At 66.5% G+C, this 12,289-nt stretch carries 11 protein-coding genes; 9 read left to right on the forward strand and 2 right to left on the reverse strand.

Going from position 1 to position 12,289, the window contains the following annotated elements; genetic code table 11:
* Window positions 1–8: 8 nt before the first annotated feature.
* The 5 genes from WYM_RS00910 to WYM_RS00930 all read left to right on the forward strand — a co-directional run bounded on the left by WYM_RS00910 (window position 9) and on the right by WYM_RS00930 (window position 5,119).
* Complete coding sequence (locus WYM_RS00910) at window positions 9–389, forward strand: PLDc N-terminal domain-containing protein (protein ID WP_019178939.1); 381 nt, start codon at window positions 9–11, stop codon at window positions 387–389.
* An 85-nt stretch (window positions 390–474) separates the two neighbouring features.
* Window positions 475–876: a DUF7144 family membrane protein gene (locus tag WYM_RS00915; RefSeq protein ID WP_019178940.1), complete on the forward strand. Its 402-nt coding sequence runs from the start codon at window positions 475–477 to the stop codon at window positions 874–876.
* Between the two features lie 48 nt (window positions 877–924).
* The gene (locus tag WYM_RS00920) at window positions 925–2,379 is read left to right on the forward strand and encodes an SLC13 family permease (protein WP_019178941.1); all 1,455 of its coding nucleotides are present in this window, start codon (window positions 925–927) and stop codon (window positions 2,377–2,379) included.
* A gap of 62 nt (window positions 2,380–2,441) precedes the next feature.
* Window positions 2,442–3,788: a M20/M25/M40 family metallo-hydrolase gene (locus tag WYM_RS00925; RefSeq protein ID WP_019178942.1), complete on the forward strand. Its 1,347-nt coding sequence runs from the start codon at window positions 2,442–2,444 to the stop codon at window positions 3,786–3,788.
* Entirely contained in the window at window positions 3,785–5,119 is a 1,335-nt protein-coding gene (locus WYM_RS00930) for an APC family permease (RefSeq protein ID WP_019178943.1), read from the forward strand. Before WYM_RS00925 ends, WYM_RS00930 begins: the two co-directional genes overlap by 4 nt.
* Window positions 5,120–5,148: 29 nt before the next feature.
* Here the strand turns inward: WYM_RS00930 and WYM_RS00935 are convergent, their stop codons facing one another.
* Window positions 5,149–6,729 (reverse strand): MFS transporter, encoded by a 1,581-nt coding sequence (locus WYM_RS00935; protein WP_019178944.1) that lies wholly within the window; start codon window positions 6,727–6,729, stop codon window positions 5,149–5,151.
* Window positions 6,730–6,821: 92 nt separating this feature from the next.
* Between WYM_RS00935 and WYM_RS00940 the strand changes: the two genes are divergently transcribed.
* From WYM_RS00940 to WYM_RS00950, 3 genes are read left to right on the forward strand one after another with little or no spacing between them, the layout of a single operon-like run.
* Complete coding sequence (locus WYM_RS00940) at window positions 6,822–7,916, forward strand: DUF998 domain-containing protein (RefSeq protein ID WP_026059437.1); 1,095 nt, start codon at window positions 6,822–6,824, stop codon at window positions 7,914–7,916.
* A gap of 9 nt (window positions 7,917–7,925) precedes the next feature.
* Window positions 7,926–9,074 (forward strand): AI-2E family transporter, encoded by a 1,149-nt coding sequence (locus WYM_RS00945; protein WP_026059438.1) that lies wholly within the window; start codon window positions 7,926–7,928, stop codon window positions 9,072–9,074.
* 4 nt (window positions 9,075–9,078) lie between these two features.
* Window positions 9,079–9,588 (forward strand): hypothetical protein, encoded by a 510-nt coding sequence (locus WYM_RS00950; RefSeq protein ID WP_019178947.1) that lies wholly within the window; start codon window positions 9,079–9,081, stop codon window positions 9,586–9,588.
* Between the two features lie 759 nt (window positions 9,589–10,347).
* Here the strand turns inward: WYM_RS00950 and WYM_RS00955 are convergent.
* The gene (locus WYM_RS00955; RefSeq protein WP_019178948.1) at window positions 10,348–11,772 is read right to left on the reverse strand and encodes an MFS transporter; all 1,425 of its coding nucleotides are present in this window, start codon (window positions 11,770–11,772) and stop codon (window positions 10,348–10,350) included.
* A 230-nt stretch (window positions 11,773–12,002) separates the two neighbouring features.
* Between WYM_RS00955 and WYM_RS00960 the strand changes: the two genes are divergently transcribed.
* Complete coding sequence (locus WYM_RS00960; RefSeq protein ID WP_026059439.1) at window positions 12,003–12,284, forward strand: metal-sensitive transcriptional regulator; 282 nt, start codon at window positions 12,003–12,005, stop codon at window positions 12,282–12,284.
* Window positions 12,285–12,289: the final 5 nt, after the last annotated feature.

The following is a 12,289-nucleotide window of genomic DNA, read 5'->3' on the forward strand; positions in this document are numbered from 1 at the left end:
GGGATGAGATGAACCTGTGGGAATGGGTGGCGTGGTTCTTCTGGATCTTCGTGTTCGTCGCGTACCTGATGGTGGTGTTCTCGATCATCGCCGACATCTTCCGTGACCCTGCGCTGAGCGGGGGGCTGAAGGCGGTGTGGATCATCTTCCTGGTCTTCGTTCCGTTCCTCACGGCTCTGGTCTATCTGATCGCGCGCGGCAGTGGCATGCAGCGGCGTTCGGTGGAGCTGGCGACGCAGAATCAGAAGCAGCAGGAGGCGTATATCCGGGCCACGGCGGGCACCGCGTCGGCGACGACGGAGATCGCCGACGCGAAGTCGCTGCTGGATACCGGCACGATCTCGCAGCAGGAGTTCGATCTGCTCAAGGCCAAGGCGCTGGCCCGATGACACCCGGCATGGGTGGGTACGGCGGCAGCTCCCGGGGAGCACACCCCCGGTTCGATGGTGAGGACACCGAGGCAAGGAGAACGCGATGAGCACGGTCAAGGCAACCGGATGGGTGGGATGGGCGGTGTTCGCCGGGGTCATCCTGCTGGTCAGCGGTGTTTTCAGCGTGGTGCAGGCACTGATCGCGCTGATCGGCCCGAACACGTACTACGCGGTGGCGGAGGGATCGCTGTGGCTGCTGGATCTCACGGGATGGGGGTGGTGGAACCTCATCGTGGGGGTGCTGCTGATCCTCACCGCGGTCGCGATCTTCGCCGGACAGACCTGGGGACGGGTGGTCGCGGTGATCCTCGCGATCCTCAGCGCCACCGGACAGCTCATGCTGCTGTCGGCACAACCCTGGTGGTCCGCCATCATCATCGCCATCGACGTGCTCGTGATCTACGCACTGACCGTCCACGGCGACGAACTCACACAGCCCCGCTGACCCCCCAACCCGGGCGCAGCGGCACCACACCGAACGGAGTGAGGAGACATGGACGTTTTCATCATCATCCTGCAGGCCTGCGTCGTGCTCGGGGCAATCGTCATGGGCGTCCGCACGGGCGGCATCGGTCTCGGGCTGTGGGGCGTGGTCGGGACCGCGGTGCTCGTCTTCGCGTTCCGCCTTCCGCCCGGCTCGCCGCCCGTCGACGCGTTCTTCATCATCATCGCTGTCATCACCGCCTCGTCGGCGATGCAGGCGGCGGGCGGCATCGACTACCTCGTCTCGATCGCGTCGAAGATCATCCAGCGGAACCCGAAACGACTCACGTACGTCGCACCGCTGGTCGCGTTCGTGTTCACCGTGCTGTCCGGCACCTCCAACATCTTCTTCGCCCTCATCCCGGTGATCTACGAAACCGCCTACCGCAACGGGCAGCGTCCCGAACGCTCTCTCGCGGCATCCACCGTCACGTCAGGGCTCGGGATCACGGCGAGTCCGGTGTCAGCCGCCATGGCCGCCTACCTCGTTCTCATGGAGGGCACAGGCTACGGGCTTCCACAGATTCTGCTCATCACCATCCCCGCAGCGATCGTCGCGTGCGTCGTCACGTCGCTGGTGCAGCAGCGGATCGGCAGGGACCTGCTCGATGACCCCGAGTACCTCAAGCGGGTCAAGGACGGCACCGTGGAGATGCCCGAGGCCCTCCGGCTGCGCTACGAGGCGAAGGTCGGAAGCGGCGCGGGAGCGGTAGGCGCTGCTGGAGCGCACGCCGGAGCCGGCGGTTCGCAGGCCACACCCGGCGCGAGGCGTGCGGAGCGCGCACCCGTCATCGAGCATCCCGTGCCCAAGGGCGGCAAGACCGCTGCGTTGATCTTCATCAGCGGAACGCTCCTCGTGGTCCTCCTCGGGCTCTTCCCGGGACTTCGGCCGGCCTTCCCGGACGAAGAAGGCGAGCTCGTTCCCATCGGCATGGCGACCGTGATCGAGATGGTCATGTTCTCCGCCGCCTTGGCGATCATCCTCGTGCGACGGGTGAAGCCGTCACTGGTCGTCGAGCAGCCGCTGCTGCGAGCGGGGTTCGTCGCTGCGGTCGCCCTCTTCGGCATCGCGTGGATGGCGGACACGTTCATCTCGGCGAACGAAGAGACCATCATCGAGCCGCTCGGCGCGCTGATCGAGGCCCAGCCGTTGTGGCTCGCCGTCGCACTGTTCCTCGTCGCGGGCCTGACCACGAGTCAATCCGCAACGACCAACACCCTGATCCCGATCGCGCTGGCCTCGGGCCTGGCGCCCGGAATCATCACGGCGATGTGGCCGTCGCTGATCGGTGTCTGGCTGTTCCCCGCGAACGGATCGCAGATCGCTTCCGTCGAGACGGACCTCACCGGTTCGACCAAGCTGACCCAGATTCCGGTATGGCACTCGTTCACGGTGCCGATGCTCGTCTCGTGGGCGTCGGTGGTGGCGGCCGGCCTCATCTTCCAACTCGTCGTCCCGGTCTGACGCGCCACCAGGCGACGAGCGATCCCGCTCCGACGAAGGCGTCTCACGGAAAAGGTGGAGAAATGTCCGACACCCCTGCCCTCACCGCAGACGTGGCGAAGATCATGCCCGACATGCTCGAACGGCTCGAAGCGCTCGTGCGGATCCCGTCGGTCGCGTTCCCAGGGTTCGACCCGGCGCCCGTCCACGAGATGGGCGATGCGGTAGTGGAGCTGTTCACGGCAGCGGGAGCGGCCGGGGTGCGCTTGGTGGAGGTGCCGGGCGGGTACCCGTGTGTCTTCGCGGACCTTCCCGGCCCCGACGGCTCGCCGACGATTCTTCTCTACGCCCACTATGACGTGCAGCCGGCACCCGCCTCACAGGGGTGGTCGACCAGTCCTTTCGAACCCACCACCGGTGAGGATGGGCGCATCTACGGCCGTGGGGCCGCAGACGACAAGTCGGGCCTGGTCATCCACTACGGAACGCTCCGACTCCTCGGACCCGACCGGCCGTGCCGGATCAAGATCCTGATCGAGGGCGAAGAGGAGACCATCTCGCATCTGGAGGACTTCGTGGAGGCGAATCCGGAGATGTTCCGGGCCGACGCCTATGTGATCGCCGACATCGGAGGTCAGGTCGTGGGAAGGCCGGGTCTCACGACCGCGCTACGTGGTGACGTGGCCTGCACGGTCACGGTGAGGACCCTGGAGTTTCCGGTGCACTCCGGCCTCTTCGGGGGTGCGGCACCAGACGCGATGACCGCGATGATCCGCATCCTCGACACGCTGCACGACGATAACGGCGACACCGCCATTCCCGGCGTCGACAGCGGCTCCTGGGAGGGCGCCGCGATGGACGAGGACGTGTACCGGCAAGGCTCTGCCATCCTCTCCGGGGTCGATTTCCTCGGCTCCGGCTCGCTTTCGGACCGGATCTGGGCGAAACCGTCGGTGACGGTGCTCGGTATGGATCTCCCCACGGTTGCCGAGGCGTCCAACGTCCTCCTGCCGGAAGTGCGTGCGAAGCTGTCGATGCGGATCGCCCCCGGCAGCGACGCCGACGCCCAGCTGGCAGCGCTGATGTCGCATCTGGAGGCACAGCGCCCCTGGAACTGCGTGGTGGAGGTCGAGAAGGTGAAGACCGGGCACGCGTTCAAGGTCGACGAATCCAATCCGGTCGTGATCGCCGCCGGCAAGGCGCTCGAGGCGGCCTACGGATCAGCCCCCGAATCGATCGGGAGCGGCGCCTCGATTCCGCTCGTCGCCTCGCTGCAGCGAGTCGCGCCGGACGCCGCGATCATACTGTGGGGCGCGGAAGACACGGCCAAAGCGCGGATCCATGCGTCGGACGAATCTGTCGATCCTGAAGAGATCGCCCGGATGACGGCCGCGCAGGTCGAGTTCGTGCGTGCCGTGGCCCGACGGTGACCAGCGACGCACGCACCGGGGGAGCCGCTCCCGGCAAGCGGATGACGGTACTCCAGGCCTCATTCATCGGTGTCGGAGCGATGGTGGGCGCCGGGATCTTCGCGCTGCTCGGCGCCGCGGGCGCCGTCGCCGGATCGGCGGTCTGGGTGTCGTTCCTCATCGCCGGCGCGATCGCGGGACTGCAGGGATATTCGTTCGCCAAACTCGGCGCCGCCTACCCGTCATCCGGCGGACTGCTCACCTATCTCTCGAAGGGCTTCGGCGCCGGCCACGTCACCGGCATCGTGTCGTGGCTGTTCTATATGACGGGTGCGATCGTGGCCGCGATGGTGGCCAGCTCGTTCGGGGGCTATGCGAGCGCGGTGGTCGCCGGCGACGACCCGGTCTGGGCGGCCGTCTTCGCCGTGCTGCTCGTGGTCGTCATGACCGGTTTGAACATCGTCGGCTCGACAGCGGTGGCGCGCGTGCAGTCCCTCATCGTCAAGGTCGTGCTCGCGATCCTCACGCTCTTCGCGGTGGTCACCATCGCCAACTGGGATCCGAGTCTGCTTGCGCCGGCGAACTATCCCGGCCTTCGCGACATCATCGCCAGTGTCGCGCTGACCTTCTTCGCCTTCCTCGGGTTCGGTGTCATCACCTTCACCGCGAAGGACCTTCCCAACCCGGGCCGGACCCTTCCGCGCGCGATGTACATCGCACTCGGAGTGGCGACCGGGGTGTACGTCGCCGTCTCACTGGGGGTGTTCGGAACGCTGACGGCCGACCAGGTCGTGGAGTACGGCGCGACCGCTCTGGCGGAGGCGGCCAAGCCCTCCCTCGGTCAGGCGGGCTACGTCCTGATGGTCATCACGGCCCTCTTCTCCACGGCAGGCGCGGTCAACGCGAGCCTCTACCCTGCAGCCGGCATGACGACTCATCTCGCTCGGGTGGGCTTGTTCCCACCGGTGTTCGAACGGCGGGTCGGCGGGCGCGCGCCGGTCGGGTTGCTCGTGATCGCGGCGATCACGATCGCGATGGTGCTGCTGCTCGACCTGAACAGCATCGCGTCGGTGGGAAGCGCGGTCGCCCTCCTCGTCTTCTCGGCCGTCACCGTCGCTCACTTCCGAACGTTCCGCGACACCGGCGCGCAGCTCTGGATCCTCATCGTCGCATTGGTGGCGACTCTCGGCACGTTCGTGATCTTCGTCTCGACGACGCTCGTGAACGAGCCCAAGACCGCTCTTGCCGTCCTCGTGATCTTCGTCGTCGCGGTCGTCCTCGACGTCACCTGGAGCGCCCGCCGCCGCCGGCATCCCGATCCCGCTCGGGATCTCGCGGCCGGCAACGAGTAAGCAGCCCACTTCGCCGGACCGCGTGGGCCTCACAGGGTCCCCGCCTCCAGCTCCCGTGAGCTCGGCGTGGGATCGGGCAGGCGCCGCATAGCGAGGGCGTTCAGCACGCCGAGACCCGCCGCTGCGATCGGCACGAACAGTGCGATCTGCAAGGCGAGCGGGCCGGCCACCGAGTTGATGCGCAGGATCTCGTCCGCGACCTCGGGCGGCTCGTCTTCGAGCAGCTCCGCGAGCCCGGCGTTCGACATCAGCTCCGCATCCTCTTCCAGCACGGTTGCGACCTGCGACTTCTGCTGTGCCGTCAGCTCGGTGCTGGAGTTCGAGAGATCGGTGAACGCCGACGCGAGCGCAGCGAGCAGCACGGCGCCGGCGACAGCCAGGCCGAACGACAGGCCGAACGACCCCGCCGCCGAATTCACGCCGGCGGCTTCGCTGACCCTCTCCTCTTCGATCGGCGAGAGCGTGTAGTTGTTCAGCTGAGAGACGAGAAGTCCGAGCCCGCAGCCGGCGACGACCAGCGGAATCGCGAGATACCAGCCGTTCGTCGCGATCGGCACGATGGGGATCAGTGCCCCGACCCCGAGGAGAGTCAGCCCGAACCCGAGCAGGACCATGTTGGCTGCCCGTCCGCGCCGCCTTCTGCCGGCGAGCAGCGCCACGACGAACATGCTCAGCGACAGCGGCGCGATGGACAGCCCCGCCAGGAACGCCGTGTACTGGAGCACCATCTGCAGGTAGAGCGGAACGACGATCATCGTGCCGCCCAGCGTGATCTGCTGCAGCAGCTGACCTGTGACGCCCGTCCGGAACACCGCTGAGCGGAAGAGGTCAGGATCGAGCAGTCCGGGCCGGTGACGGCGCTTGCGAGCCACCAGCCAGAAGCCGAGAGCGACCAGCGATGCGAGGCCACTCGCGATCGCCAGGCCGACGTAGGCCTCCCCCTCCTGCCACAGCAGTACTCCCAGGACGACGCCGCCCATACCGACGACGGAGAAGGCGGCCCCGACGAGATCGATGGAGCGCTCGCCCGTGTACCGGACGTCTTTCACCAGGCGGGAGCCGATCAGGACGATGCCGATGATGACGGCCTCGAGCAGGAAACCCACCCGCCATGACAGGAACGTCGTGATCGCACCGCCCAGCAGCGGTCCGACGGCGGCGGCGATCGCCGCGGAGGCGCCGACCAGCGCGTAGACCCGCTTGCGATGCTCGGGCCCGAAGTTGCCGTGGATCAGCGACTGCATGGCGGGGAGGAGGAGTGAGGCGCCGATGCCGCCGATGAGTGCCCAGAAGATCAGCACGGCGATCAGGCTCTGGGCGAAAGTCATCGCGAGCGCGCCGATCGCGTAGCCGATGAGCCCGAGGATGTAGGCGCGCTTGCGACCGATCAAGTCACCGGTCTTGCCGCCGACGAGGATGAAGGCGGCTGACACCAGCGCCTCGAGCGCGATGGCACCCTGAACGCCGCTCGCCGTGGCTCCGAGGTCACGGACGACAGCCGAGATCGAGACGTTCATCAGCGAGGTGTCGACGACGAGGACGAACATCGCCATCGCGAGAAGAATCGCCAGGCGCCCGTTGAAAGGGGCCGCCCCTCCCTCGCCGCTCATGGCGGAAGCAAACCACATCGCGGGGCGCGGTGAATCGGTGTGCGGCAAGAATCACCCCTCTCAGGTGATACCGCCGTTCGTACACTGACGCCATGTCCTCGCAGGATGCCACGCGGATGGCGGAGGCGCGGGTCTCGTCCCCGTCTCCGCAGACAGAATCCGACGCGATCTACATCGCGCTCGCCGCAGGCTGCCTCGGAGCGATCTACGGCCTGATCATCGCGCTCGCGTCGCCGGCGCTGACACTGGCGGGGGAGGGGCGCTTCGGGCTCGCGGCGGCGTGGGGATCGGCCGCGGTCGCCGCGACCTCATCGGCCATCGGCTACTGGCGCGCCCGCAGCCGGGCCGACCAGGCGTGGCGGCGCAGCCTGCCGGCCTGGAAGTTCACCGTCAACACGCTCTCGGTCGTCATCGTCCACGCAGCGCTGGCATTCCTCGCCGCGTATGCCCTCTATCTCCTTCTCGCGCTGGGGTTCATCGGGCTTCCCGTGGTCATCTTCTGGGCGGTGGTCCTGATGGCGGTGACGCTCGGACTCTCGGCCTACATCGCCTATCTGTCGTCGTCGAGTATGACCACGCGACGGATGTCGTCGCTGCTGATGGCGTTCATCGGGATCGGAACGCTCACGGCGATGATCACCAGCCCGGATCCGGAATGGTGGTCGGTGCACTTCAGTCAGCTGGGTACATCCGACTCGCTGTCCAGCTGGATGTTCAACGGCACGCTCATCGCGGGAGGACTGCTGGTCACGACGTTCGCCGTCTACATCGCACACGACCTCTCCGTGCTGGTCGACGTCGGAGTCCTGGGCTACGAGCGCGCGCCGCAGGTCGTCTCGGCCCTCTTCGTCGTCATGGGGGCGATGCTCGCGTGCGTCGGCATCTTCCCGGTCGACGTGCAGTTCACCCTGCACAACCTCTCTGCCTCCGGAATGGCCCTGGTCTTTCTCGGGCTCCTCTTCACCGGGCCCCGGCTGCTGCGCGGTCTGCCGCGCACCTACTTCCTCGCCTCGTGGGCATTCCTGGCGGCGACGCTCGCCTCTTTGGTGCTCTTCATCGTTCAGTACTTCTCGTTGACGGCGTTCGAGATCATCGTCTTCGCTCTCATCTTCGGATGGATCGCGGTCTTCATCCGCTTCCTCGCCGCGGCGCAGCGGTCGGCCGACGCCTCGGGCGACGCGCTCTGAGGTGCCGGCATGGATGACGTCCGCGAAGACGAGCAGCCAGGTGACAACGGCGTCCGTTCTCCGCCGCCTCTCTCCGGGAGAGCGGACGCGCCCCGCTGGAGCATCCGGGCTCGCGTGGGACTGGATGGCCCGCTCGCGGCCGGGTTCCTGGCCACCGTGGGCGTGCTGGGCGCACTGGTCCTCGGCGCAGCCGTTGCATCGATTCCGACCATCGTCCTTTCGATCGTCCTCGCGCTCTTCCTCGCGCTGGCGCTCGATCCGCTCGTGCGCACCTTGGAACGGCGGCGCGTCAGTCGTCCGCTCGGAATCGCGATCGTGTTCACCTGCTTCGCACTCCTCTTCGCGGCATTCCTCATCTGGGTCCTGCCTCCGGTGCTCGCACAGATCGGGCAGTTCATCGAGACCGTGCCGCCTACCATCGCCGGCATCCCCGAGTCCGAGTGGTTCCAGCGGCTGGAACCCGATGCGCAGGTCGCCGTCGCGACGGCACTCGACCAGCTCGCGGTGTGGGTCGCCGAACCGGCGACGCTCGCAGCATTCAGCCGCGGCATCCTGTCCGCCGCCTTCTCTTTCATCAGCGGTGTCTCGGCGAGTTTCATCGTCGTCGCGCTGACGCTGTACTTCCTGGCTTCACTCGCCGCCGCCAAGGAGGCCTTCTACTCCCTTGCGCCGGCTCGCAACCGTCCTCGCCTTTCAGACCTGACGGAACGGATCACCGCCTCGGTCGGAAGCGCGCTGATCGGTTCGATCATCCTCGCGGGCCTCAATGCGGCTGTGGTGTTCCTCCTCCATCTGCTCATCGGCCTTCCGTTTCCCGCGCTCATGGGTGTGATCGCGTTCGTGATCACGCTCATCCCGCTCTTCGGCTCGGTGATCTTCCTGGTGATCGGGTCGGGTGTCGCGCTGTTCTCAAGCCCGACTCAGGCATTGATCTTCGCGATCGCGTATCTCATATACATCCAGCTGGAATCGTACGTAGTCAGCCCGCGGGTGATGAACAAGGCGGTCTCGATCCCCGCGGCTCTCGTGCTCATCGCCGCGCTCGTCGGCGGCGCGCTCATGGGAGTCATCGGCGTGCTCGTCGCCCTTCCCGTGACCGCGTCGATTCTGCTCGTGATTCGCGAGGTGCTCGTGCCTCAGCAAGATCTCAAGACGTGATGCGATGAGCGATGTCGCCGTCGACCCCGCCCCGCGCCTGGCACGGATCTTTCTGACGGAGGAGGCGATCTACGGCCTCATCCTCGTCTCCGGGATGCTGGTGATCACCGGCGCTGCGGATGCCACCTCAGTCGTCGCGCTCGTGACCGTCGCGGTCACGGTCATCGTCTTCTTCGCCGCGCATGTCTATGCGGGAGCGCTGGCCCGCCTTGCGGCCGACAAGAGGAGATGGAGCGTGAGAACGAGCCTGCGGTCGGCGGCGTTCGAGGCATCCGGAATGCTCTTGGCCAGCGTCGCGCCGCTGGCCATCCTGACGGTGGGCGCGACACGCGTGCTCGACGACGGCACCGCGATCTGGACGGCCCTGATCGTCAACACCATCCTGCTCGGTGTGCTCGGCTGGATCGCTGTCGCACGCTGGAGCCCTCGCTGGTACGTCCGCGTCGGCGGTGCGCTGGTCACCGCTGCGTTCGGCGGTGCGCTGATCCTCCTGAAGAGCCTGGTGAGTCACTGAGGGATCACAGCGACCGGCCACGCGGGTGAGGCGACGTCGACGGACAGAAGTCCCTTGCAGAGACGGAGAACAAGTGGCGGAGGATAGGGGATTCGAACTCTCATTTTCTGGGGTGCAAATGCCCGCTTTTGCCGCGTGATTCCGCGGATTTCGGCTGACCGAAATAGTGGCACACCAGCATCCCCATGCACTTAGATGCACGGCGTGTCGCGCTTAACTGTGCCAGTAGATGTGTCACGCGCGGCAATCTGTGAGCCAGGCCTGCTGCACTGGCTCTGTTCCAGAACCGCCGGCCGGCCTCTACAAATCGCCCATTGTCGAATTCGACTGGGAAGCGGGGCTTGAGGTCTCTCTCGGCGCGCTCATTGCTGATTGGTACCAAATCCAGTACTGCCCCGCGCGGCGGCACCCTTGGCCGAAGTCGTTAGCCCGCGAGCCGCTGACCGGTTTGAACGCCGGCCGAGATTCCATACAGCTCACCCTTATCGACCCAGTCGTCGTCGAAGGGTCTGCCGACGTCGCCTTGTCCGGACGAGCGTTTCGCCACCGCGTCCGATTCCTCCGTATTCGTCTCGAACTTGAGGGCGAGGTTGGAAGGTGGAAGGCCGACATCCAGGACTGAGGCGCCGTCGCAATTGACGGCACTGCGCGCGGTCGTCGACGGGAGCGGTTCCCTAACGCCGCATTTCATGAGCCTGCTCATGTATTGCGCAGGAGGGGCAACACGCGCACCGCCGCCGAAAGCCACGCTCCCAGTGACTACGGGGTCGGGATCTCGTGCCCGGTTGGAGCGACGGTGGGCCTCCCACTCAGCGTCAGAACGGCCAGGACCGCGGAGGCGAGCAAGATGCCCGCGCCGACGAGCAGTGCAGTGCCGTACCCGTTCAGAAGTGCCTGTGGTCCGGCGGTGACGGTCCCGGCGGTGACGCTCGCGGCGACGCCGGCGAGTACGGCGAGGCCGAGCGCGACTCCGATCTGCTGGGCGGAGTTGAGGAGGGCGGAGGCGATGCCCGCTTTGTCGGCTGACACCCCGTAGACCGCTGCCTGAGTGAGGGAGATGACGCCGATGCCGAAGCCGAAGGCAACGATCAGCATCGCGGGGGCGAGGTGGAGCCAGTATCCGCTCTCGAGGCCGATGAAGGAGAACCACACGGTTCCGCTTGCCGCGAGGAGGGCGCCGGTCGCGGCGACCCAGCGCGGGGCGAGCTTCACCAAGAGCTTCGGCGCGATGCCCGCGCCCAGGACGATGCCCACGGCAAAGGGGAGCCAGGACAGACCCGTGATCAGCGGGCTGAACCCGCGCACCTCCTGGAGGTAGAGGGTGATTACGTAGAAGGTGCCCATGGGACCGATTGCCAGGCCGAGCATCGTCAGGTAGGCGCCGGTTCGGCTGCGGTCCTTGAACAGGTCCAGCGGAACTAGTGGGTTTGAGCTGGAGCGCTGGACGAGAACGAAGACAACGAGCAGCACGGTCGCCACGCCCACCAGCGTGTAGGCGATCGCGTCGGCGAAGCCCTCCTCGCCGAAGCGGGTGATGGCGTAGACAAGCGAGACCATGCCCGCAGTTCCGAGCACGGCGCCGATCATGCCGAGGCGTCCGGCGTGCCGGTCGGCGGCGAGCAGGGTACGGGTGCCCCAAAGAACAAGGATGCCGATGGGCACGTTGATGAAGAAGACCCAGCGCCAGTCCAGCAGGTCGGTGAGGAGGCCGCCCAGAAGGAGCCCGAGGACGATACCGAGACCTGACATCGCGCCGTAAAGCGAGAGCGCTTTGTCGCGCATCGATCGCTCGGAGAAGGTCGTGGCGATGAGCGCCAGAGCGTTCGGCGCTGCCATCGCGGCGCCGATGCCCTGTACGGCGCGAGCGATGATGAGCGTCTCGACATTCTGCCCAAGACCTCCGAGGAGCGAGGCGACCACAAAGACCGCGATGCCGACCTGGAGCGTGCGCCTGCGGCCCCATAGGTCGCCGAGTCGCCCGCCGAGGAGCAGCAGCGCGCCGAACGCAAGGATGTAGGCATTGACCACCCAGGGCAGGTGCACCGGGGCTACCCGCAGCTCCGTTTGAATGCTCGGCAGCGCGATGTTCACGATCGAGTCGTCAAGCACGAGCATGAGCTGCGCCGTCGCAATCACGAGCAGGGGTACGAGACCGCTTTGCTCACGAGTCTTTGTCAGCGTCATCAATTTCCTCCTTCACAGTGCCCACCGGGTCATCGCGAGACGCGGACGGGTTATGGGTTCCCGCTGGCGCGGTGAAGCACACGGGCACGTATGGCAATTGAGATACCCCCATAGGGTATTCCCATTTGGTTTGACGGGATCGCCCGGCGGGGGCCGTTGTTACGAGGCATCACACTCGGAGACACTGCACCGATTGACTGATCGTACCGTAGGGGGGTATGGTATTGATCATGAACGGTTACGTGGCGAACAAGGATGACCTGCTGAAGCGGCTGCGCCGCGCGGAAGGTCAGGTTCGCGGAATTGCGCGGATGGTTGAGGAGGACCAGTACTGCATCGACATCCTCACTCAGGTGTCGGCGGCGACGAAGGCGCTGGAGAGCGTTGCGCTGTCGCTGCTGGGGGACCACCTCACGCATTGCGTCGCCGAGGCTAGCGCCGAGGGCGGTGCTGTCGCGGAGGAGAAGATCCGCGAAGCCAACGACGCGATCGCTCGCCTCGTCCGTTCCTAACCGAT

The organism is Microbacterium yannicii PS01 (assembly GCF_000304335.1).
Taxonomy (GTDB): Bacteria; Actinomycetota; Actinomycetes; order Actinomycetales; family Microbacteriaceae; genus Microbacterium; species Microbacterium yannicii_A.